The 21376-nt window shown below is 71.8% G+C and carries 18 protein-coding genes and 1 tRNA gene; 13 read left to right on the plus strand and 6 right to left on the minus strand.

Annotation, left to right across the window (positions count from 1 at the left end):
* Positions 1-13 precede the first annotated feature (13 nt).
* Genes cobU through AC1ROY_RS22590 form a run of 3 tightly spaced genes read left to right on the plus strand, consistent with a single transcriptional unit; the run spans position 14 to position 2591 of the window.
* A complete protein-coding gene (cobU, locus tag AC1ROY_RS22580; protein ID WP_493151149.1) occupies positions 14-520 on the plus strand; it encodes a bifunctional adenosylcobinamide kinase/adenosylcobinamide-phosphate guanylyltransferase in 507 nt (168 codons plus the stop codon).
* On the plus strand, positions 517-1131 hold the full coding sequence (cobO, locus tag AC1ROY_RS22585; RefSeq protein ID WP_493151150.1) for a cob(I)yrinic acid a,c-diamide adenosyltransferase: 615 nt from the start codon (positions 517-519) through the stop codon (positions 1129-1131). Before cobU ends, cobO begins: the two co-directional genes overlap by 4 nt.
* Positions 1131-2591, plus strand: a complete 1461-nt coding sequence (locus AC1ROY_RS22590; protein WP_493151151.1) for a cobyric acid synthase — start codon at positions 1131-1133, stop codon at positions 2589-2591. Before cobO ends, AC1ROY_RS22590 begins: the two co-directional genes overlap by 1 nt.
* On the opposite strand, the gene cbiB is transcribed toward AC1ROY_RS22590, so the two are convergent.
* Together cbiB and cobD are read right to left on the minus strand one after the other, a co-directional pair.
* Entirely contained in the window at positions 2575-3513 is a 939-nt protein-coding gene (gene cbiB, locus AC1ROY_RS22595; protein ID WP_493151152.1) for an adenosylcobinamide-phosphate synthase CbiB, read from the minus strand. The two genes, AC1ROY_RS22590 and cbiB, sit on opposite strands and share 17 nt — an antisense overlap.
* Positions 3510-4463, minus strand: a complete 954-nt coding sequence (gene cobD, locus AC1ROY_RS22600) for a threonine-phosphate decarboxylase CobD (protein ID WP_493151153.1) — start codon at positions 4461-4463, stop codon at positions 3510-3512. Before cobD ends, cbiB begins: the two co-directional genes overlap by 4 nt.
* 110 nt (positions 4464-4573) lie before the next feature.
* On the opposite strand from cobD, the gene AC1ROY_RS22605 reads away from it, so the two are divergent.
* Positions 4574-5428, plus strand: coding sequence for a dioxygenase family protein (locus tag AC1ROY_RS22605; protein ID WP_493151154.1), 855 nt, complete (start codon positions 4574-4576; stop codon positions 5426-5428).
* 58 nt (positions 5429-5486) lie between these two features.
* Here AC1ROY_RS22605 and AC1ROY_RS22610 read toward each other — a convergent pair whose 3' ends face one another.
* On the minus strand, positions 5487-6455 hold the full coding sequence (locus AC1ROY_RS22610; RefSeq protein WP_493151155.1) for a Bug family tripartite tricarboxylate transporter substrate binding protein: 969 nt from the start codon (positions 6453-6455) through the stop codon (positions 5487-5489).
* A 138-nt stretch (positions 6456-6593) separates the two neighbouring features.
* On the opposite strand from AC1ROY_RS22610, the gene AC1ROY_RS22615 reads away from it, so the two are divergent.
* On the plus strand, positions 6594-8177 hold the full coding sequence (locus AC1ROY_RS22615; protein WP_493151156.1) for an ABC transporter substrate-binding protein: 1584 nt from the start codon (positions 6594-6596) through the stop codon (positions 8175-8177).
* On the opposite strand, the gene AC1ROY_RS22620 is transcribed toward AC1ROY_RS22615, so the two are convergent.
* Complete coding sequence (locus AC1ROY_RS22620; RefSeq protein ID WP_493151157.1) at positions 8174-9445, minus strand: NAD(P)/FAD-dependent oxidoreductase; 1272 nt, start codon at positions 9443-9445, stop codon at positions 8174-8176. The genes AC1ROY_RS22615 and AC1ROY_RS22620 overlap by 4 nt on opposite strands.
* Before the next feature lie 167 nt (positions 9446-9612).
* On the opposite strand from AC1ROY_RS22620, the gene AC1ROY_RS22625 reads away from it, so the two are divergent.
* The 3 genes from AC1ROY_RS22625 (at position 9613) to AC1ROY_RS22635 (ending at position 12264) form a co-directional block, all read left to right on the plus strand.
* Positions 9613-11322 carry a tetratricopeptide repeat protein gene (locus AC1ROY_RS22625; protein ID WP_493151158.1) on the plus strand — a complete coding sequence of 570 codons (1710 nt, stop codon included), beginning with the start codon at positions 9613-9615 and terminating at the stop codon, positions 11320-11322.
* 10 nt (positions 11323-11332) lie between these two features.
* On the plus strand, positions 11333-12199 hold the full coding sequence (locus AC1ROY_RS22630; protein ID WP_493151159.1) for a 4-(cytidine 5'-diphospho)-2-C-methyl-D-erythritol kinase: 867 nt from the start codon (positions 11333-11335) through the stop codon (positions 12197-12199).
* Positions 12190-12264: transfer RNA gene (locus AC1ROY_RS22635), tRNA-Gln, on the plus strand. The genes AC1ROY_RS22630 and AC1ROY_RS22635 overlap by 10 nt, the downstream gene beginning before the upstream one ends.
* Positions 12265-12475: 211 nt before the next feature.
* Here the strand turns inward: AC1ROY_RS22635 and AC1ROY_RS22640 are convergent.
* The gene (locus tag AC1ROY_RS22640) at positions 12476-14566 is read right to left on the minus strand and encodes a hypothetical protein (protein ID WP_493151160.1); all 2091 of its coding nucleotides are present in this window, start codon (positions 14564-14566) and stop codon (positions 12476-12478) included.
* 44 nt (positions 14567-14610) lie between these two features.
* Entirely contained in the window at positions 14611-15297 is a 687-nt protein-coding gene (locus tag AC1ROY_RS22645) for a hypothetical protein (protein WP_493151161.1), read from the minus strand.
* Between the two features lie 161 nt (positions 15298-15458).
* On the opposite strand from AC1ROY_RS22645, the gene AC1ROY_RS22650 reads away from it, so the two are divergent.
* The 5 genes from AC1ROY_RS22650 (at position 15459) to AC1ROY_RS22670 (ending at position 21367) form a co-directional block, all read left to right on the plus strand.
* A complete protein-coding gene (locus tag AC1ROY_RS22650; protein ID WP_493151162.1) occupies positions 15459-17069 on the plus strand; it encodes a winged helix-turn-helix domain-containing protein in 1611 nt (536 codons plus the stop codon).
* Between the two features lie 188 nt (positions 17070-17257).
* A complete protein-coding gene (locus AC1ROY_RS22655) occupies positions 17258-17860 on the plus strand; it encodes a phenolic acid decarboxylase (RefSeq protein WP_493151163.1) in 603 nt (200 codons plus the stop codon).
* Positions 17861-18192: 332 nt separating this feature from the next.
* Positions 18193-19323: a hypothetical protein gene (locus AC1ROY_RS22660; RefSeq protein WP_493151164.1), complete on the plus strand. Its 1131-nt coding sequence runs from the start codon at positions 18193-18195 to the stop codon at positions 19321-19323.
* Positions 19320-20600, plus strand: coding sequence for an ABC transporter permease DevC (devC, locus tag AC1ROY_RS22665; protein WP_493151165.1), 1281 nt, complete (start codon positions 19320-19322; stop codon positions 20598-20600). Before AC1ROY_RS22660 ends, devC begins: the two co-directional genes overlap by 4 nt.
* Entirely contained in the window at positions 20600-21367 is a 768-nt protein-coding gene (locus AC1ROY_RS22670) for an ATP-binding cassette domain-containing protein (RefSeq protein ID WP_493151166.1), read from the plus strand. The genes devC and AC1ROY_RS22670 overlap by 1 nt, the downstream gene beginning before the upstream one ends.
* Positions 21368-21376 lie beyond the last annotated feature (9 nt).

The following is a 21376-nucleotide window of genomic DNA, read 5'->3' on the forward strand; positions in this document are numbered from 1 at the left end:
ATGGTCCGCGCCCATGTCCAGCCCGCTCACCCTCGTCCTCGGCGGCGCGCGCTCCGGCAAGAGCCGGCACGCGGAGGCGCTTGTCCAGGCGGAGGCACCGCCCTGGACCTACATCGCGACGGCCGAATCCTACGATGCGGAAATGACCGCGCGCATCGCCGAGCACCGGGCGCGGCGGCCCGTGGGATGGGTGACCGTGGATGCCCCGCGCGACCTGCCGGAGGCCATCGCGACGACGCCCGATGCGCCGCTGCTGGTGGATTGCCTGACGCTGTGGCTGAGCAACCTGATGCTGGCCGAAGCGGAGCTGGACGCCGCCACCGGATCGCTGCTGGCGGCCCTCCTGGCGCGCGTGGCGCCGACGGTGTTGGTCTCGAACGAGGTCGGCTCCGGCATCGTGCCGGCGACGCCGCTCGGCCGCCGGTTCCGCGACGCGCAGGGCCGGCTGAACCAAGAGGTCGCCGCGGTGGCGGGACGCGTCGAACTGGTCGTGGCCGGCATTCCCCTGAGACTGAAATGAGCATCACCGAGGAAGAGGCCGAGCGGCATCGCCAGAAGATGCAGAAGCGCAAGGTTGTGCAGGATGCGGAGGTGGCATCCAAGCCCATCGTCGCGAAGGGCCTGCTGATCGTGAACACCGGACCGGGCAAGGGAAAATCCACGGCGGCTTTCGGCCTGGCGCTGCGCATGCTCGGCACGGGCGGGCGCGTGGGCGTGGTGCAGTTCATCAAGGGCGCCTGGCATTCGGGCGAGCAGGACGGGTTTTCCGCCTTCGGCGACCGCGTGCAGTGGCACAGCATGGGCGAGGGCTTCACCTGGGAGACGCAGGATCGCGCCCGCGACCTCGCCGCCGCGGCGCGGGCCTGGGACCAGGTGCTACGCATGCTGGCGGATCCGTCGCTGGACCTCGTGGTGCTGGACGAGCTCAACATCGCGCTGCGCTACGAGATGCTGGACCTCGCCGAGGTGGTCGCAGCGCTGGCCGGGCGGCGCGAGGGGCTGCACGTCGTGGTCACGGGGCGGAACGCCAAGCCGGAGCTGATCGAGGCCGCGGATTGCGTGACGGAGATGGGCGCCACCAAGCACCATTTTTCCGCCGGGGTGCGCGCGCAGAAGGGCGTGGAGTTCTGATGCCGGCACGGAGCCTGATGTTCCAGGGCACGGGCTCCGACGTGGGAAAATCGCTGCTGGTGGCGGGACTGGCCCGCGCCTTCACGCAGCGCGGGCTGCGGGTGCGTCCGTTCAAGCCCCAGAACATGTCGAACAACGCGGCGGTGACGGCTGACGGAGGCGAAATCGGCCGCGCGCAGGCGCTGCAGGCGCGCGCGGCGGGCGTGCCGCTCAGCGTGCACATGAACCCGGTGCTGCTGAAGCCGCAGAGCATGATCGGCGCGCAGATCATCGTGCAGGGGCGCATGCGGGGCAGCGCGAAGGCCGCGGAGTACCAGCGGCTGAAGGCCGGGCTCATGCCGGCCGTGCTCGACAGCTTTTCCCGGATGCGGGGCGAGGCGGACCTCGTGCTGGTGGAGGGCGCCGGCAGCGCGTCGGAGGTGAACCTGCGCGCGAACGACATCGCGAACATGGGCTTCTCCCGCGCGGCCGACGTGCCGGTGATCCTGATCGGCGACATCGACCGCGGCGGCGTGATCGCGAGCCTCGTCGGCACCAAGGCCGTGCTCGATCCCGCGGATGCCGCGATGATCTGCGGCTTCGTCGTGAACAAGTTCCGCGGCGACCCCGCGCTCTTCGCTGACGGCATGGCGCTGATCGCCGAGCGCACCGGCTGGGCGCCACTCGGACTGCTGCCCTTCCTGCCCGAGGCGGCTCAGCTTCCGGCCGAGGATGCGCTGGCGCTGGACCATGCGCTGCCGCGCAATCCCGGCGCGAAGCTGCGCATCGCCGTGCCGATCCTGCCGCGCATCGCCAATTTCGACGATCTCGACCCGCTCATCGCGGAACCGGCGGTGGAGGTGATCCGCGTGCGGCCGGGCTCCGCCCTGCCCGGGGATGCGGACCTCGTGATCCTGCCGGGATCCAAAGCCACCATCGCGGACCTTGCCGACCTGCGCGCGGCGGGCTTCGACGTGGATATCGCCGCGCACCTCCGGCGCGGCGGCGCGGTGCTCGGGCTGTGCGGCGGCTACCAGATGCTGGGGCGCGAGATCGCCGATCCGGAGGGCGTGGAGGGCCCGCCGGGCTCGGTGCCGGGCCTGGGCCTGCTCGATGTCACCACGGTGCTGAGCGGCGAGAAGCGGCTGGAGCCGGCGAGCGGCGCCACCGCGGATGGCGCCGGCTTCAGCGGCTACGAGATGCATATCGGGATCACCGAGGGGCCAGATCGCGCACGCCCCTTCGCGCATCTCGCCGGCGGCGCCGCGGAAGGCGCGGCCTCCGCCGATGGCCGCGTCTTCGGCACTTACGTGCATGGACTGTTCTCCGCGGATTCCCAGCGCGCCGCCTGGCTCGCCCGCTTCGCCGCAGGCGCGCCGGCGATCGGCTACGAGGCGCGTGTCGAGGCCGCGCTGGATGCGCTGGCCGCGCATGTCGCCGCGCATCTGGACCTGGACCGGCTGCTCACGCTCGCCCGATGAGCCAGAGCAGCGCGACCAGCGCGACGCCCAGGGTGTCGGCCATGCGGAACAGCCGCAGCGCCGCGCGGATATCGGCGGCGCCGGCCTCGCGACGCCCGTCGCCCATGAAGCCGTCCTCCACCACCACGCCGCCATAGGCGCGCGGCCCCGCCAGCGCGAGGCCCAGTGCGCCGGCCATCGCCGCCTCGGGCCAGCCGGCATTGGGCGAGCGGTGGTGCGGGGCGTCGCGCCGCACGGCCTGCCAGGCGCCGCGCCAGTCCAGGCCGAGCACGCGCGCCGCGCCGACGATCAGCAGCGCGGAAAGCCGCGAGGCCGGCAGGTTCAGCAGGTCGTCCAGCCGCGCCGAGGCCCAGCCATAGGCCAGGTACTTCTCCGAGCGATGGCCGATCATGCTGTCGGCCGTGTTCACCGCCTTGTAGATCGCGCCGCCCGGCAGCCCGCCGATGCCGATCCAGAAGGCGGGCGCGACCACGCCGTCCGAAAAATTCTCGGCAAGGCTCTCGATCGCGGCACGTGCCACGCCGGCCTCGTCGAGGCTCTGCGGGTCGCGACCGACGATGTGCGAGACCGCCTCGCGCCCCGCATCGAGCCCGCCGGTTTCCAGCGCCTCCGCGACACGCGCCACATGCTCGTAGAGGCTGCGCTGCGCGAGAAGCGAGCTGGCCACCACGCCCGTCAGCACGACGCCGAGGACAGCCTGCAGCACGTCGCCCGCCAGCCCGGCCGCGACGACCAGGGCCGCCAGCGCGAAGATGCCAAATGTGCGGCGTTCGGAGAAATCCAGCGTCGGGCGGTTCAGCCGGCGGTCGAGCGCGGAGATCAGCCGCCCCATCCAGATCACGGGGTGGCCGACGGCACGCAGGACCCGGTCGGGGTAGCCGAACGCCGCCTCGATCAGCAGCGCGATCAGCAGCAGCGTCATGTCAGGGCTTCGGCCAGACGCCGGAGCGAGGCCGCGTCCGGCGGAAGGCCGAAGCGGATGCGGTCGGGCCAATAGTCGAAGCGCCGGACCAGGATGCCCGCACGTCCCAGACGCTCATAGATGCCGGGCGGCACCTCGGCGAGACGGAAGAGCGAGGTGCCGCCCAGCACGCGGCACCCGCCCGCCGCCAGGACCGCATCCAGCGCCGCGGCAGCCTCGGCGAGGCGGGCGCGCATGGCGGCCGCCCAGGCTTCGTCGGCCAGGGCGGCCAGCCCGACGGCCAGCGCCGGCCCCGAGACCGCCCAGGGGCCAAGGGCGTCGCGCAGCTTCTCCACGACGGGCGCAGAAGCGATGGCGAAGCCCAGCCGCAGCCCGGCCAGGCCATGGAACTTGCCGAAGGAGCGCAGCACGATCACGCCATCCTCCACCTCGCCGGCGAGGGTTTCATCGTGCGGCGCGGCCTCCATGAAGGCCTCGTCCACCACGAGCAGGCCCGGCCGGGGACGTGCCGCCAGCAGTTCGCGCCGCGTCCGAAACCGCCCGTCGGGATTGTTCGGGTTCACGATGGTCAACAGGTCCACGGGACCACCCTCCACCACCTCATGCCCCGCCAGGGCCGCCGCGCGCGCGTGCTCGGCATAGGTCGGCCCCAGCACGCACGCACGCCCCGGCGGCCGCAGCTTCGCGATCAGCGGCAGCAGGATCTGCGTGCCCGGCGCGGCCACCACCTGCGCCGGGTCGCGCGCGCCGTAGCGCCGCGCCGCCAGCGCCTGCAGCCGCCGCACATCCGCCGGTTCCGGCAGGCGCGTGAAGGCCTCGGCGGAAAATTCCGGCAGCGGATAGGGAAAGGGGCTGATGCCGGTGGAGAGGTCGAGCCAGGGTCCGCGCGCCTCCGGGAAGCGCGCGCGCGCCTCGGTCAGATTGCCCCCATGCGGAATGTCCCGGCTCATGCGGCGGACCCTCTTCGCGATGGCCCGGTTTGGCAAGCCATGTGACCGCCGTGACATGCAGCCCCGCTTGCGCCGTGGCAGACTGCGCCAGCCCAACAGAGGAGCCGCCCATGCGCGACCTGAACGAGGACAGCATCACCGCCGCCGTGCTCGAGCGCTTCGACGAGACGCCCGATCCACGCCTGCACCAGATTCTCCAGAGCCTGGTCCGCCACCTGCACGGCTTCGTACGCGAGGTGGAGCCGAGTTTCGCCGAATGGGAGCAGGCCATCGGCTTCCTCACCGCCGTGGGCCACATGTGCGACGACAAGCGGCAGGAGTTCATCCTGCTCTCCGACACGCTCGGCGTCTCGATGCTCGTCGACGCCATCAACCACCGGCTGCCCGAGGGCGCCACGCCCACCACCGTGCTCGGCCCCTTCTTCGTGGAGAACGCGCCGGAGCTGCCGCTCGGCGCCGAGGTCGCGCCGGCCGTGACGGGCGAGCGGCTGCATGTCTCGGGCGAGGTGACGAGCGTCGGCGGCGCGCCGATCGCGGACGCGCTCATCGACATCTGGCATTCCGACGAGGACGGACTCTACGACGTGCAGAAGCCCGACGCCGCGCCGCTGCGCGCCCGCTTCCACACGGATGCCGCCGGAAAGTTCCACTTCTGGACGACCACGCCCACCGCCTATCCCGTGCCCGGCGACGGCCCGGTCGGCGCCATGCTGCGCTCCACCGGCGGCCATCTGATGCGACCGGCGCATCTGCACTTCATGATCGCGGCACCCGGGCACGAGACCCTGGTCACCCATGTCTTCGCCGAGGGCGACGCCTATCTCGACAGCGATTCCGTCTTCGGCGTGAAGGACGCGCTCGTCACGCCCTTCGCGGAGCAGCCGCCGGGCGTCGCGCCCGACGGCACGCGGATGAACACGGCGTGGCGCGCGCTGCGCTACGACTTCGCGCTGAAGCCGGCCTGACAGTTCGGAGACCGATTCACGTCTCCGGCCATTCGGCCCTCGACGATCGGACTTCCAGCTACTCCACCGTGATGTGCGCTTCGCGCACCACGCGGCCCCATTTCTCGGATTCGCTGGCGATGAAGGCAGCCAGCTCCTCCGGCGTGCTGGACTGCGGATCCACGCCGGCCGAGGTCATGCGCTGCACGACGAGGGGCGAGGCGAGCGATTCCCGCAGCACCTCGTTCAGCCGCGCGACGGCCGGCGCGGGCGTGCCCCCCGTGGTCATCACCGCACCCCAGGAGGTCGCAGTGGCCTGCGGGAAGCCGAGCTCCGCCAGCGTCGCCACCTCCGGCATCAGCGCGTGACGCTGCGGCCCGGTGACGGCGAGCGCGCGCAGGCGCCGGTCCTGCACGGCGCCGACGGCGCCCGCGATCTGGATCATCATCATCTGGATGTTGCCGGCGATGAGATCGTTCATCGCCCCGCCCGAGCCCCGATACGGCACGTGCTGGATGTCGATGCCGGCCGCGATGCGGAACAGCTCGGCCGCCGTATGCGTGGAAGCTCCGTGGCCCGAGGAGCCGAAGGAGATCTCGCCCGGCCGCGCCTTGGCCAGGGCGATGAACTCGGCGAGGTTCCGCGCGGGCAGCGAGAGCGGCACCACGATCACGAGGTCGCTGGTGTAGCACATGCCGACGGGCGCGAGGTCGCGCGTGGGGGAAAAGCTCATCGTCCGGTAGATGTGCGGGTTGGTGGTGAGCAGCCCCGTCACGCCCATCAGCAGCGTGTGGCCGTCGGCGGGCGCGCGGGCCACCATCTCGCCGCCGATATTGCCGCCGGACCCGCCGCGGTTCTCGACCACCACGGGCTGGCCGAGCTTCTCGCCCATCGCGTCCGAGACGAGGCGCGCCGCGACATCGGTGCTGCCGCCGGCGACGAAGGGGACGATCATGCGCAGCGGCCGCGTAGGCTGCCAGGCGGTCTGCGCCTGCACCGCCATCGGCAGCGCGGCACCTGCGGCGAGAAAAGAACGGCGATGGAGCATCGGACGGCGCCTCCCTGCGCCTTTGCCCAAGGATTGGCCATCGTCGCGACCGGAGGCAAGCCTCGAGGCTCATTCTATGCTCGCGTCTCGCCTGCTCCCCGCCCAGATTGCGTCGCAGCAATCTGACGGAGACGGAGCATGATCGACCGCCGGACGGCGCTGCGCATGGCCGCGGCCCCCCTCCTCCCCGCCCCCGGCATCGCGGCCGCGCAGGGCAGCCGCGTGCTGAAGCACGTGCCCCTCACCGATGTGACCGTGCTCGACCCCATCTGGACCACCGCCTACATCACCCGCGACCACGCGGCGATGATCTACGACACGCTCTTCGCCCTCGATTCCGACTATCGGCCGCAGCCGCAGATGCTGGCAGGCCACACGGTCTCCGACGACGGCCTGCGCTGGACGCTGACGCTCCGCCCCGGCCTGAAGTTTCACGACGGCGAGCGCGTGCTGGCCCGGGATTGCGTGGCGAGCGTCGCGCGCTGGTGCCGGCGCGATTCCTTCGGCCAGGCGCTCTGGGCCGCAACCGAGGAGCTGACGGCGACCGGCGACGACACCCTGGTCTTCCGCCTCAAGCGCCCCTTTCCCCGGCTGGCCTTCTGCCTCGCCCGCAGCGGCGCGCCCTATCCGGCAATGATGCCCGAGCGGCTCGCCCGCACCGACGCCTATACCCAGGTGACCGAGGTCTGCGGCAGCGGCCCCTACCGCTTCAAGACGGACGAGCGCATGGTCGGCGCCCGCGCGGTCTACGAACGCTTCGCCGACTATCGCCCGCGCGAGAACGGCACGCCGAGCTTCACCGCCGGCCCGAAGATCGTGAACTTCGATCGCGTCGAATGGCTGGTGCAGCCCGACGGCGGCACGGCCGTCAACGCGCTGCTCGCGGGCGAGGTCGACATGGTGGCCAACCCGCCCTCCGACCTGATGCCGCTCGTCCAGCGCAACCGCAACCTGCGCATCCACCAGCTCGACCCGCTGGGCAACCTGGCGCTGATGCGCGTGAACCATCTGCACCCGCCCTTCGACAATCCGGGGGTGCGGCGCGCGGTGCTCTCGGCGGTCCGCCAGGACCAGTTCATGCTGGCGATGATGGGCGAGGACCGCAGCCTCTGGCGCGACGGCATCGGCGTCTTCGCGCCGGCCTCGCCCATGGCGAACGACGCCGGCATGGAGGTGCTCCGCCAGCCGGCCAGCGTCGAGGTGGCCAAGCGCGCGCTGGAGGCCGCCGGCTACCGCGGCGAGCGCGCCGCGATCCTGGTCTCGACGGACAGTCCGAAGCTGATGGCGATCGGCGAGGTGGCCTGCGACCTCATGCGCCGCATCGGCATGAACGTGGACCAGCTCACCATGGACTGGGGCTCGGTGATCCAGCGCCGCGCGAAGAAGGATCCCGTGGACCAGGGCGGGTGGAGCGCCTTCTTCACCACCTTCTCCGGCTCGGACATGTTCGACCCCGCCGGCCATCTCTCGCTGCGCGGCACCGGCGACCGCGCCTGGTTCGGCTGGCCGACGAATGCACGGATCGAGGCGCTGCGGACCCGATGGCTGGAGAGCGCCGACGAGGCCGAGCAGAAGCGGATCTGCGAGGACATCCAGCGCGAGGCGCTGCAATCCGTGCCCTTCCTGCCGCTCGGGCAGGTCTTCTACTCCACCGCGGCGCGGGCGAACCTCACGGACATGCTGCGGGGCTTCAACATCTTCTGGAACATCCGCCGGAGCTAGATGCCGAAGCGGTCGCGCAGGCGTCCCTGAAGAAGCACCCAGGCCACGCCGAGCTTCCAGAAACCGTGGAAGGCGATCGGCCTGATCGGCAGCACCGGCATGTCGAGCTCGGCCGCCGGCCGGCCCAGCAGCCGTAGCGCCATCTGCCGGCCCATCGCCGTCGCCATGGCCACGCCGCGGCCGTTGTAGCCGAGGCCCGCCAGCAGGCCCGGCGCGGGCTCATGCAGATGCGGGTAATGGTCCTTGGTCGCGGCGATCTGGCCGTTCCAGCCATGCGTCCACTCCGCGCCCTTCAGCTCCGGCCAGAGGCGCGCGGCATATTCCATGAGGTAGCGGACCGGCTCGAGGTTGGTGAGCGGCGATTGCGGGCCGCGGCCGCCCATCAGCAGCCGGTTGGATTGGTCCATGCGATAATAGACCGTGATGTGCCCGGCCTCGTAGAGCGAGGCCCGTCGCGGCATCACCCGCCGCGCGACCTCCTCGGCCAGCGGAGCCGTGGAGGCGATGGAGCTGTAGGCCGGCACCACGCTGCGCCGCAGGCCAGGCCAGAGGTCGCCAGTATAGCCGTTGGTCGCCAGCACGACGTTGTCGGCGACGATCTCGCCCTTCGGCGTCGTGACGCGCCATCCGCCTTCGGTCCGCGCGAGGCCGGTCGCCGGCGTGCCGCCATGCACGCGCGCGCCGAGCTGCATCGCCGCCCGCGCCAGCCCGCGCGCATAGGAGAGCGGCTGCAGGTCGCCGCCGCGACGGTCGAGCATCGCGCCGGCGTAGCGGTCCGTGCCGGTGAGCTCCGCCGCGCCGGCCGCGTCCAGCATCTCCACGGGCCCGCCGCGGCGGATGCACTGCTCCGCGGTGGCGCCGACGGTGACGGCGTTGGACGCGCCGATCGCCGCGCGGACCGTGCCCTCCTGCCGCGCCTCGCATGGGATCTGGTGGCGGCGGATCAGATCGAAGACCGCGTCCGGCGCCCCGTAGGAGAGCGCCAGCATGCGGCCGCCCATCTCGGACCCGAAATCGGCCTCCACCTCGTCCGGATTGGGCTTCAGACCCGGATTGACCTGCCCGCCGTTGCGGCCCGAGGCCCCCCAGCCGGGCTCCTCCGTCTCGATGAGGATCACGTCGGTCCCGGCCTCGGCGAGATGCAACGCGGCCGAGAGCCCGGTGAAGCCGCCGCCGATCACGCAGACCGAGGCGCGGGCGTTTCCTTCGAGCGGCGGCGTGTCGAGACGGGGCGTTGCGGTGTCGGCATAGAGGCTGGGCGGAAGCATCGAATCCTGTCTCGAAACGGTCAGGCACATGAGCGCATGGCACAGGGGCTGCTTCAAGCCCGCGGCTTTCAACCTTCCGATGCGCAAATGTCACAATGTGTTGAACCGGTGTGGAGAACAGGTCACGACCCATGGTGCAGCGCAGCTTTGCTGCTACATTCCAGGCTATGGCTCAGAGCCGCACTCCCCCCCGCCTCGCGCTGCTCTGCGCGAGCCTCCTTGCCGCCTGCGCGGCGGGTGGCCTCGACGTTGCCGACCGCAGCGGGCGCACCGCCCCCTCCCGCGCCGATGCCAGCGCGGCGGGCACGGTTTTCGGCAGCTTCCTGGTCGGCCGCTTCGCGTCGGACGAGCAGGACACGGCCGTCGCTGCCGATAACCTCCTCTCCGCCCTGCGGGCCGAGCCCAACCAGCTCGAGATCGTGCAGCGGGCCTTCGCCGCCGCGCTGATGGACGGAAGGCCGGAGGCGCTGCGCCTGGCACGCCGCCTGCCGGACAACACCTCCGCCCAGCTCGTGCTTTTCGGCGCCGAGATCGTCAGTCAGCGCTGGGACCGCGCCGAGAGCCGCGCCCGGGCGCTGGGCCGCCAGGGCCCGATGCAGGCCCTGCAGCCCGTGCTCATGGCCTGGAGCCTCGCCGGCCGCGGCCAGACGGACCAGGCCATCGCCCTGCTCCGCCCGCTGGCCGAGCAGGGCCGCTTCCGGGCGCTGAACGCGCTGCATGCAGCGCTGATCGCCGATGTCGCGAACCGCCCGCGCGACGCGGAGCGCTATGTGCGCCTGGCCCTCGCCGGCCAGCCCGAGCCGACGCTGCGCCTGTCCCTGCTCGCCGCCGGCATCCTGAACCGCGCCGGCCGCAACGCCGACGCCCTGCGCCTGCTGGACCAGCTCGCCGAGACGCATGACGAGCTGGCGCTGGCGGTGCTGGAGCCGGCCCGCACCGCCGTGCTCACGCAGAAGAGCATCACCGGCCCCGCCGACGGCATCGCCGAGGCCTATGTGGCGCTCGGCAGCGCGCTGCGCGGCCAGGGGCTGGAGGAGATGGCCGGGCTGCTGGCGCGCCTCGCCCTGCGGCTGCGGCCGAGCTTCGGCCCAGCGCTGCTGCTGCTGGCCGACACCCTGACCGAGGGCGAGCAGCTCGAGGCCGCGGTGACGGTGCTGGGCCAGATCCGCTCGGACGATCCGCTCTTCGGCCCTGCGCAGCTCCGCCGCGCCGCCCTGCTCGACCGGCTGGACCGCCTCCCCGAGGCGGAGACACTGCTGACCCAGGCCGCCGCCACGGTGCCGACCCTGCCGCAGCCGCTCACCCGGCTGGGCGACATCCTGCGCCGCCGCTCGCGCTTCGCCGAGGCTGCCACCGCCTATGACGCCGCGATCAGCCGGCTGGAGCAGGTGCGGGAATACGACTGGCCACTCTTCTACGCCCGCGGCATCGCGCGCGAGCGCTCGGGCAATTGGCCGGGCGCCGAGGCCGACTTCCTCCGCGCGCTGCAGCTGTCGCCGGATCAGCCCTATGTCCTGAACTACCTCGCCTATACCTGGGCGGATCAGGGCGTGAACCTCACCCGTGCGCGCGCCATGCTGGAAGGCGCCGCCCTGCAGCGGCCGCAGGACGGCAATATCGCCGACAGCCTCGGCTGGGTGCTGTTCAAGATGGGCGACCTGCCGGGCGCGGTGAGCCAGCTGGAGCGCGCCGTGGAGCTGGAGCCGCGCAACTCGACGGTGAACGACCATCTCGGCGACGTGTACTGGGCGCTGGGGCGCCAGAACGAGGCGCGGTTCCAGTGGCGGCGGGCGCTGACCATGGATCCCGACCCGGCCGAGGCGAGCCGGATCGAGACCAAGCTGCGCGGCGGCCTGCCGATCCCCGTCAGCCGCTAAGGGCCCGCCGATGCTGGAACACGCGCCCGCGAAGGTGAACCTGTACCTGCACGTCACCGGGCGGCGGACGGACGGGTATCATCTGCTCGACAGCCTCGCGGTCTTCGGGCCGGCGGCGGACGAGCTGGCCGCCGAGCCGGCGGAAGAGCTGACGCTGGCGCTGGACGGGCCCTTCGGCGAGGCGCTCTCCGCCGAGCCCGACAATCTCGTGCTGCGCGCGGCGCGGGCACTGGCGCCGCGCGGTGCGGCGCTGCGGCTCACCAAGCGCCTGCCGGTGGCTTCGGGAATCGGCGGGGGCTCGGCCGACGCGGCGGCGGCCCTGCGGCTGCTGAACCGTCTCTGGGGCACCGGGCTTGACGAGGCGGCGCTGGCCGCGCTCGCGGCGCCGCTGGGCGCGGATATTCCCGTCTGCCTGGCCTCGCGGCCGGCGGTCATGCAGGGGGTCGGCGAGCTGATCCGGCCCGCGCCGAAGCTCCCGGAGTGCGGGCTGCTGCTGGTGAACCCCCGCGTGCCGCTGGCGACGCCGGCCGTGTTCCGGGCGCGGCAGGGCGGGTTCTCGCCGCCGGCCGCGCTGCCGAGGTCCTGGCCGGATGCGGCCTCCATGGCGGTGGATCTCGGCCGCCTGGCCAACGACCTGGAGGCACCTGCGCTGTCGCTCTGCCCGGAGATCGCCGAGGTGCTGGCCGCGCTGCGCGCCCAGCCCGGCTGCCTGCTGGCGCGCATGAGCGGCTCCGGCGCGACCTGCTTCGGCCTTTTCGCCACGCCCGCCGGGGCCGAGGCGGCCGGGCGCGCCATGCCGTCGGCCTGGTGGGCCTCCGGCGGGGGGCTTTACGGCGCGGGGGCGGCCTCGCTACATCCGGGCGGCGCTGGGGTGTAGCCAAGCGGTAAGGCAACGGTTTTTGGTACCGTCATTCCTAGGTTCGAATCCTAGCACCCCAACCAGCCTGGTTTCTCCACAGGATCCAAAGGCTCAGAGCCGTTCAGGGCCGCCGCTGCGTAGCACTCCTGTGTAGCAGAGGAGGGCTGATGGAACACGTTCAGCGGCGCGCGGCGGGCGACACTTCCGGCGAGGGCGCGTCCCGGCCGACCTGGCTGGCCGAATCGCGCCAGGCGGAGGTCGCCAAGGCGTTGGCAACATCGGAGGACTGCGCCGTCACGCCAGTCCCTTGTCGGCGAAGCTGAACTCGTAGGAGGCGTTCGGCAGCAGCTCCAAGGAGTCCGCGGTGATCCGCATGCTGTAGTTGAGGCTCAGGAACGACTTGTCCGGATCGAGCCGGTGCCCCTCGCCCATCAAGGACACGAACCGCACGGCGCGGTCCACATTGAAGCTCGCATCGACCCGGATGACGCCATCGCTCTCCTTCGACAGGGTGAAGCTGCTGTGTCCATCCGCCGACGGAAACCCGGAGGAGCCGTCATGTAGCTTGACGTCGGTCTGTCCGAAGACGATGGCATCCGTGAAGGGAGCGCTCACCCCCTGGTGCACGAGTTGCGAGACCCGTTCGGCCAGTTGCGGATTGCCGACGAAGTCATGCAGCTTCTGCGAGGCGGCCTGCTTCCGCCGGTTCCGCGCGTCCAGTTGCTCCTCGGAGTTCTCGGGAAGGGGCGGCAAGGCCGCCGCGTCCGACAGGGCGACCTTCCGACCATCCGCGCCCTTCAGCGCGAAGTCGCAGCGATCCGGATCGTTCCAGAACTGCTGGCTGACCGCCGCGCCATTGTTCAAGGGATATGTCCGCAGTTCCGAAGCCGGCGCCAGATCGGGCCGCTGCAACACCTTCTCGATCCCATCGGTCGAGGCGAACTCGCCGCGCCCGCAGCTGACCCCCTGCAGCGACGCCTTCAGCGCGTCCTCCAGCGCCGTGAAGCAGGCCTCCAGGGGGCCCGGCGCGGGTGCGCGGGAAGAGGAGCCCGCCGCCGAGCCGCGGACCCCGTCATGCAGCTGCTCGATCCGGGCCAGAAGCTCGGCCGCCTCGAGCGGCTTTAGGCTGGCGGCCCAGTCGCCGAGGATCTTCCCGTTCAGTCGCCCTGTCGCGGCCTGGAGCGCGACCTCCCGCGCCTCGCTCCGCTGGGCCCTGAGCGCCGCCTCCTTCTCGGCCTTCGCCGCCTTGGCGGCCTTCTCGGGGTTGTCGGGATCGGCGGCCGCCTCGTGCTGCGCGGCCGCAGCGGAGCTCTTCGCGGTCGCGGCCGCCGAGGTGTTCTCGTCCGCCGCGGCCTGCACGGCCAACACGGCCTGCAGGGTGGCGATCTGCTGCTGCAGGCTCTCCCGCCAGGGTATCAGCGCCTGCAGCTCGGACCGGTCGGCATCGGCGAGCGTGGGATCCTCCTCCCGCGCGGGATCGCTCAGCTCCCTGATCCGGTCCGACACGGCCGACAGGTCGTTGTTCAGCGCCTCGATGTCGTCTGCCCGCGCCGCGAGGCCTTTCGCGGTGGCGGCGAGATGCGCCGCGAAGGCGCCGACCGCCTCCTCCGCCTGCTTCGGCGTCCCTTTGGCGACGGCCAGCACGAGATCTCCCACGGCCTCGTCCATGGGAGGATTCGGGGCCAGGATCTCCTGGACCTTCTGGGAGATCGCAGAGAGCGAGGCATCGATGTAGCCCGAGATCTCGTCCTTGTGCGGCGGGCCGGCGGGCCGGCCGTTCTCCACGAGGTGCCTGAGGGCCAGACGGTCCGCCTGCGCGATGATCATCCCCTTGACGACCGAGAGCGACGCGGGGCTCGGCCGCTCGCCGTCCTTCGTCAGCTCGTGCCTCGCCAGGAGCTCCGGGAGCTTCTCGAGCGTCAGCCCGTCGCGGACGCGGCTCACGATCGCCCGATGGCGAGCCTTTGCCGCGATGAGTCCCTGATCTTCCTTCGCGTCCATCTCGTCGAACAGCCTGCCCTCGGCTTCGCTCGCCCGGGCCAGTCCGCGGGACAGCTCCTTGGCGAGGCCGGGGCCCTTCAGGCCCGCGGCCCGGGCTCCCTCCGCCGTGACCACGACAGGTTGCCCCGCGCTGCTGGCCGCCGCCGCCGCGGTCTCGCTCGCCCTCCGCAACTCCTCCACCTTCTCCTTGGCACGGTCGACGCCGCCGCGCTCGCCGAGCGCCGTGAGCATCGAGACCGTGCAGTCCGTGACCAACGTCGCCACCCTGGCCGTCCTTCCGCCCGGCGGGAACTTGGCGCCGGGCAGCACCCACCCTTCGCCCATGGCGGCCGCATTCGTCTGGGCGGCGTGCAGCAGGGCCCGGCCGCCGCCCTGCGGCGCCATCGCCCGTTCGAATATCTGCCGGGCCTCCCGCGGCGACAGGCGCGCTACCGCCTCCGCGATGGCCATGTCCACACCCGCGTCTCGGTGTCCTGCGCCTTGACCTGGCCGAAGCTCGCGGTCGCCTGATGGGTGGCGGTGGCAGCCCGGAAGCTCGTCAGGACGGCCACCAGGCTCGTGGCGTCCGGTTGCCGCGCGCCCATGTTGCGGGCCAGCGCGTCGCCCGCCTTCACCGCCTGGTCCAGCGCTGCGCGGTTCCGGCGGATGGCGGCGTCGTTGAGGCCCAGGACGTATTTCAGCGTGTTGACGGTCAGGAGCCGGACCTCCTTCGGGTCGTTGAAGGGCTTGTCCACCGTGGCGCCGACCTGCTGCTGCAGCACCTGCTTGTAGAAGGCCTTCTGGTTGGCGCTGAGATGCTTCGCCTCCACGCCCAGCTCCTTCGCGATCTTGGTGAAGCCTGACGTTTCTGGCGCGTAGGCCATGGCGCCCTGCGTCGCCTCCGTGCGCCGATCCTCCAGGCTGAGCGACTTGATGTAGCCTTCCAGCTCGCGGATCTGGCGCACGGTGATCGGCTTGCCTCGCCCCTCCTTGGCGTTCGGGCCGAAGCTTTCCGGGCGGGCGAGCTTGAAGGCCTTCAACCCCATCTCATCGCCCAGGATGTCCTGCACGTCCTGCAGCAGCTTCTCGTCCATCTCGCGAGTCACGGCCTTGTCCGAGCCGGTGAAGAACTGCACGAACCTTTCCTTGCGGCTGTACTCGTCCGTCGTCACCTGGCCGTCGGAGCCGGGCCGGAACGCCTCCTCGTCCCGGCGCCCGACGGCCGGCCGCGAACCTCCTTTGCGGGGCACCGCGATCGGGCATAATGGCCGATCCCAGAGGATGACCGGACCGGGCGATGCCGCCGCAGGAGGATCAGACCAGCTACCTGTTCGCGGGCTATCGGCTGGAGCCGCTGCGCGGAAGGCTGCTCGACCCCGCCGGCCTGGAGGTGCGGCTGCGGCCGAAGCCCTTCGCGCTGCTGCACCACCTTCTCGACCATCCCGGCCGGCTGCTCGGCCGGGAGGAGCTGCTCGATGCGCTCTGGCCCGGCGTCGTGGTGACCGACGATTCGCTGACCCAGTGCATCAGCGACCTGCGGCGCGCCTTCGGTGAGCAGGCCGCCACCATCCTGCGCACGGTGCCGCGGCGGGGCTACCTGCTGGTCGCGGAGGTGCGCCGGGAGAAGCAGGCGGCGGCTGCCCCGGCAGCGTCGGCGGATCCCGCGCGCAGCACGGAAACGCCGCCGCGCGGGCCCTTGCAGAGCCTGGCACTGGTGCGGCGCGACACGCTGCTCGTCCTTCCCGCCACCAGCCCGCCCGGCGACGAGGCGGCCGCGCGCACGACGCCGGCCTTCGCGTCCGACCTGATCACCGAGCTCGTCCACTTCGAGGATCTGCGGGTCGTCGCCGGGCCGGATGCCAGCGTCGTGCGCGGCGTCGCGCTCCACACCGAGGTGCACGCGGCCGGCGGGGCCTTCCGCGCCTTCCTGCGGATGGAGGACATCGTCACCGGCACCTCCTTCTGGGCGGATCGCGTCAAATGGCCGGGCGTCGCGGCCACGCCGCCGCTGTCGGCCATCGCGGCGCTCGCCGGCGCGATCGACCTTCAGATCGGCCGCAGGAGCCTGCGCCGCGCGCAGCAGAAGCCGCAGGACGAGCTGACCGCCCGGGAGCTGAGCCTGATCGGGCGCGACCTGCACCAGCGGGGCACGGAGCAGGACACGATCGCCGCGCGCGCGTTGTTCCTGCGCGCGACCGAGGTCGATCCGGGCTTCGCGGCGCCCTATGCCTGGGCGGCCTTCACGCTGATGCGGGTCGTGACCTTCGCGTGGAGCCCCTCCCATCACGGCGGCGCGGAGGAGGAGGCGGTGCGGCTGGCCCGGAAGGCGGTCGAGCTCGACCCCGAGTCCGTCCTCTGCCAGTCCGCCCTCGCCTTCGCCCTCGCCCTGGCCGGCCATTGGGAGGAAGCGATCGAGACCGCGCGGCTCGCGCTGCGCTTCAGCCGCGTGGCCGATTACGGCACCCGCACGGCCTGCGGCGAGGTGCTCACCGCCGGCGGCCATCCCGAGGAGACGATCGCCGCGCTGCGGGAGACCCTGGCGCTCGATCCGCACTGCCCGCCGCGCTCGCGGGCGGTGCTCGGGCGCGCGCTGCTCATGGCCAACCAGCAGGAGGAAGCGCTGCGCGAGCTGCGCCGCTGCGCCGCCCGCCTGCCGGACTACGCGCCCTGCGCCCGGACGATGGTGGTGGCCGCGACGGAAGCCGGCCTGATCGAGGAGGCGCGCGCCGCCCTGCAGGTCGTGCGCCGCCTGCGGCCGCAATGGCTGCCGGGCGAGCAGCCGATCTACTGGTTCCTGCGCCGGCCGGAGGATATCGAGCGCTTCAGGAGCGCCTTCCAGGTCACTCAGCGCCTCGACGCGATCGCGGCGGCCGGCGGGCTGATGGCTCCGGGCACCACGCCGTCCTGAGCCCTGGCGCCCGCCCGGCGGCATGCCGCCGGCCGCGCGGCGCCGAACTTGGCGGAAGGCGACCCTGCGGGCCCGATGATCGGCAGGGTGCCGGCGAAAGCAGGGCCGGCGGCGGGGCGAAAGGGCCGCCAGCCGTCGCAGGCATCCTCGCCCGGCCCAGCCGATCCGGCACCTGACCAGAACTGGTCATGTCTGTGCGGCCCGGCATGCCGCATTCCTACTGCCGCAACGGCCCGGCGTCCCGCCACGCGGCCTGCCGCATGGAGATCAGGATGACCGCCCCCTTCGCCTCGACCAGGCCCGCCGAGATCGCCGCCTTCGTCGGCAAGCACTATATCTACACCTACGAGAACGGCTGGCAGTACGAGTTCTACATCAAGAACGAGCGCCGCATCGAATACCGCGTCCACAGCGGCATCGTCGGCGGGCGCTGGGTCAAGGACCAGGTAGCCCACGTCGTCCGCATCGGCGACGGCGTCTTCAAGGTGTCCTGGGTCGAGCCGACCGGGACCTGCGTGAGCGTCACGGTGAACCTCGCCGAGCGCCGCGTGCACGGCGCCACCTTCTTTCCGCGCTGGGTGGTGGACGCGCCGCAGAAGATCGTCTGCTTCCAGAACCCGCAGATCGAGCTGATGCGCCGCTACCGCGATGCCGGGCCGAGCTATCCGACCGAGCTCGTCGACGAGTTCGCCGACATCACCTTCCTCGAGGATTGCGCGCGCGACGACGAGACGGTGATCGCCTGCAGCCCGGAGGACCTGCCGCCCGGCTATACGACGCGGCGCAACTGAGATGCGCATCGGCGCGGCGCTGACGTGCGGCCCGGGGCGATGCGCGCCCATTCTTGCGCCGAATCCCGTGGGCGAGCCCCGCGGAGGCGCTGCTGCCGATGGGCATGGATTCCATCATCTGGAGCGCATCGCCGGCCCGTTCGGCCGAGGACCGCCTATCGCTAGTCGAAATAGTTTTGTTGATGACCAAAAGTGGTGATGAGCCCTGCCGGCCCGTCCCGGCAAGTTCCGCCCCGTGCTTGGTCCTCCAAGGGATGAGGCGTGACGGCGCGGCACAGCGATCCAAGGATCGGACCGCGCACGCCGTCAGCCACTCGTCATGCAGGGTCATCATGTGTCGGCAGCAGCAGTCCACCAGGTCCGTGCGGCCTGGTTCGATCCGCTTTCTCGGCCGACGTGAATGGGTCGTTCGGGTGGGGGGAAGAGGAATGGTCACGCGTAAACGGCTGCTCGGTGTCATGCTGCTCGCGGTCACAGGTGGCGGCGGGACATTCTGGATCAGGCAGGGCGAAGCCGAGCGCGAGCGCGAACCGTCCGCGCCTCCCCTTGGCATCGGCGCGCTTGGACGTATCGAGCCTGCCTCCCGCATCCTGCGGCTCGGCCCGGCGCCGAGCCAGGACGGCGCACGCATCGCGCGGATCCTGATTGCCGAAGGCGATGCCGTGCGATCGGGCCAGCTTCTGGCCGAATTCAGCGACGCCGCGCTCAAGGACGCCGCCGTGAAGACCGCCGCGGCCCAGCTGGCGCAGGCGCGCGCCAGGCTCGAACGCACCCAGGCCGGAGGGCGTCCTTCCGAGATCGTCGCGCAGCGCGCCCGCATCGAGGCGCTGCGCCAGGTCGAGGCCAGCGCCCGCCGTGACGCTGAGCGCGCCGAGCGCCTGGAGCGCAGCGGCGTCGGTGCCGAGGCGGCGGCGGAGCGCGCCCGCTTCCTGGCCAACCGCGCCGGCGCAGAGCGGGCCGAGGCCGAGGCCGAGGCCGTGCTGGAGACCCTCTCGCGCCCCCGTCCCGAGGATGTCGTGCTGGCCGAAGCCGAGCTCGCCGCGGCCGAGACCACGCTGGCCCGCCTCCGCGCGGAGGCGGATCTCGCCAGGCTGCGCGCGCCGATCGACGGCACCGTGATCCGCCTCATGGCGCGCGCCGGCGAACGTGCCAATACCGAGGGCGTGATGGAGGTGGCCGATCTCAGCCGCCTCGACGTGGTGGCCGATGTCTATGAGACCGATCTGCCGCGGCTGCGCCTCGGCGCGCCGGCCGAGGTGGATGTGCCGGGCGAGGTTCGCCGTTTCGCCACGACGGTGCGCGAGATCGGCTGGCAGGTGCGCCGCGCGCCCCAGGGCAGCACCGATCCCATTGCCGCGATCGATGCGCGGACTGTCGAGGTGCGGCTCTCCCTGGCACCGGAGACCGTGCCGCTGCTCGCGCGCCGGTCCAACATGCAGGTCCAGGTGGCGATCCGCCCATGAACCAGATCGTCGCCCCGGAGTGGCCGCTGCAGCTGACCGACGGGCCTGCATCCCTGTCGATGTCGCACGCGCCGGCCATGACCGGGGAATCCCCGCGCGATCCGGAGCTCATCGTCTCCTCCTGCCTGGCGCTGCGGCTGGCCTGGCGGCAACTGTGCCATGAAAAGGCGCGGTTCGCATCCGCCGTCGCCGGCGTGCTGTTCGCTTCCGTGCTCGTATTCATGCAGCTCGGCTTCCGCGGGGCGTTGTTCGAAAGCGCGACCAAGCTGGTCGGCGCCTTGCGCGCCGACCTTTTCCTGGTGCATCCCATGACCGTCGCGAGCCATCGCTCGGAGACGATGCCGCGGGTGCGCGCCCAGCAGGCGCTGGCGCTGCCGGCGGTGGAGCGCGCCGTGCCGGTCTACCTGGCGCAGGTGAGCTGGCGGAATCCGGCGGATGGCACGCGGCGCCCCATCCAGATCATCGGTGTCGACACCGGAGCGGGGGTCCTGGACATCCCGGGCCTCGACCCGCTGGTGGATCGCCTGAAGCGGGCCGACACGCTGGCCTTCGATCGGCGCTCGCGGCCCGAGTTCGGCCCCGTCGCACACCTCCTGGCCGAGCAGCATGGCGCGATCGACGTGGAGATCGGCGGCCATCGGATGCAGGTCGTTGGGCTGGTCGAGATCGGTCCCTCCTTCGCGGCCGACGGCAACGTCGTGCTCTCGGAGGTGAACTTCCGCCGCGTGGCGAGGGCGCGCGACGCCTCGGCGGTCGATCTGGTGGCGATCCGCCTGCGCGCAGGTGCCGACATCGGGGCGGCGCAGGCGCAGCTGCGGGCGGTCATGCCGCCCGACGTCCTGGTGCTCACCCAGGCCGAGCTGAACGGGCGCGAGCACCGCCACTGGAACGAGTCGACGCCGATCGGCTTCATCTTCGCCTTCGGCAGCCTCATGGGGCTCGTGGTCGGGGTGGTGATCGTCTACCAGATCCTCTTCAGCGACATCGTCGGGCATCTCAAGGAATACGCCACGCTGAAGGCCATGGGCTATTCCTGCTTCTATCTGGGGCGGGTCGTGCTGGGGGCCGCCTTGATCCTGGCCGTCACGGGCTTCGTGCCCGGCCTTCTGCTGTCGTTCCTGCTCTACGATGCCGTGGGCGCCGCGACCCTGCTGCCGCTGCGCCTGAGCGCCTCGATGGGGGGGCAGGTCTTTATATTGATCCTGGCCATGTGCTTGATCGCCGGCGCGCTGGCCGCGCGCAAGCTGCGGGACGCCGATCCCGCGGAGATGTTCTGATGAGGAACGCGCAGCAGTGGCGGCCGACGGCCGCGGACTTCGGCCACGAGACGGAGGCCTCCGCGCATCCGGCCGCAAGGAATTGGCGGAAGAGCGCGATGGACGGCGCCATCGAGCTCCGCGGACTCACCTATGCCTACGGCGAGGGCGAGCTTCGCCGTCCGCTCCTGCAGGGGATCGATCTCTCGGTCGGCCCGGGCGAGGTCGTGATGCTGACCGGCCCGTCCGGTAGCGGCAAGACGACGCTGATGAACCTGGTCGGGGCGCTGCGCGCGATGCAGGGCGGCAGCGCGCGCGTGCTCGGCCAGGATCTGGCCGGCACCAGGGAATCCGATCGCATGCGGTTGCGCCGGCGCATCGGCTTCATCTTCCAGCATCACAACCTGCTCGGCTTCCTCACCGCGCGGCAGAACGTGGCCCTGGCGCTCGAGCAGGACGGGGTGCTCCGGGAATCGGAACGGCTCGCGCGGGCCGGCGCGCTGCTCGGCGCGGTCGGTCCGGCCGCGCACCAGGACCGCCTGCCGGCAAGATTGTCCGGCGGGCAGCGTCTGCGCGTCGCGGTGGCCCGCGCGCTCGCCGCCGATCCGGGCCTGGTGCTGGCGGATGAGCCGACCGCGGCCCTCGACAAGGCCAGCGGCCATGAGGTGGCCACGCTGCTGCGCGAGCTGGCGCGAGCGCGCAACGTGCCGATCCTGATGGTCACGCACGACCCGCGCATCCTGCATTCGCCGACAGGGTGGTCGCGCTGGAGGACGGCCGGATCGTGAAGGCGGAGG

The sequence above is a fragment of the Roseococcus sp. GW821-FHT12F05 genome (assembly GCF_058806835.1).

What these genes read in the sequence shown, in the direction of transcription:
- AC1ROY_RS22620 (WP_493151157.1), bottom strand. Translation starts at nt 9,445, where the DNA reads ATGCTTCCGCCCAGCCTCTATGCCGACACCGCAACGCCCCGTCTCGAC.
- devC (WP_493151165.1), top strand. Translation starts at nt 19,320, where the DNA reads ATGAACCAGATCGTCGCCCCGGAGTGGCCGCTGCAGCTGACCGACGGG.
- AC1ROY_RS22590 (WP_493151151.1), top strand. Translation starts at nt 1,131, where the DNA reads ATGCCGGCACGGAGCCTGATGTTCCAGGGCACGGGCTCCGACGTGGGA.
- cbiB (WP_493151152.1), bottom strand. Translation starts at nt 3,513, where the DNA reads ATGACGCTGCTGCTGATCGCGCTGCTGATCGAGGCGGCGTTCGGCTAC.
- AC1ROY_RS22670 (WP_493151166.1), top strand. Translation starts at nt 20,600, where the DNA reads ATGAGGAACGCGCAGCAGTGGCGGCCGACGGCCGCGGACTTCGGCCAC.
- cobD (WP_493151153.1), bottom strand. Translation starts at nt 4,463, where the DNA reads ATGAGCCGGGACATTCCGCATGGGGGCAATCTGACCGAGGCGCGCGCG.
- AC1ROY_RS22610 (WP_493151155.1), bottom strand. Translation starts at nt 6,455, where the DNA reads ATGCTCCATCGCCGTTCTTTTCTCGCCGCAGGTGCCGCGCTGCCGATG.
- AC1ROY_RS22650 (WP_493151162.1), top strand. Translation starts at nt 15,459, where the DNA reads ATGCCGCCGCAGGAGGATCAGACCAGCTACCTGTTCGCGGGCTATCGG.
- cobU (WP_493151149.1), top strand. Translation starts at nt 14, where the DNA reads ATGTCCAGCCCGCTCACCCTCGTCCTCGGCGGCGCGCGCTCCGGCAAG.
- AC1ROY_RS22655 (WP_493151163.1), top strand. Translation starts at nt 17,258, where the DNA reads ATGTCTGTGCGGCCCGGCATGCCGCATTCCTACTGCCGCAACGGCCCG.
- cobO (WP_493151150.1), top strand. Translation starts at nt 517, where the DNA reads ATGAGCATCACCGAGGAAGAGGCCGAGCGGCATCGCCAGAAGATGCAG.
- AC1ROY_RS22605 (WP_493151154.1), top strand. Translation starts at nt 4,574, where the DNA reads ATGCGCGACCTGAACGAGGACAGCATCACCGCCGCCGTGCTCGAGCGC.
- AC1ROY_RS22615 (WP_493151156.1), top strand. Translation starts at nt 6,594, where the DNA reads ATGATCGACCGCCGGACGGCGCTGCGCATGGCCGCGGCCCCCCTCCTC.
- AC1ROY_RS22625 (WP_493151158.1), top strand. Translation starts at nt 9,613, where the DNA reads ATGGCTCAGAGCCGCACTCCCCCCCGCCTCGCGCTGCTCTGCGCGAGC.
- AC1ROY_RS22660 (WP_493151164.1), top strand. Translation starts at nt 18,193, where the DNA reads ATGTGTCGGCAGCAGCAGTCCACCAGGTCCGTGCGGCCTGGTTCGATC.
- AC1ROY_RS22630 (WP_493151159.1), top strand. Translation starts at nt 11,333, where the DNA reads ATGCTGGAACACGCGCCCGCGAAGGTGAACCTGTACCTGCACGTCACC.
- AC1ROY_RS22640 (WP_493151160.1), bottom strand. Translation starts at nt 14,566, where the DNA reads ATGGCGCCGCAGGGCGGCGGCCGGGCCCTGCTGCACGCCGCCCAGACG.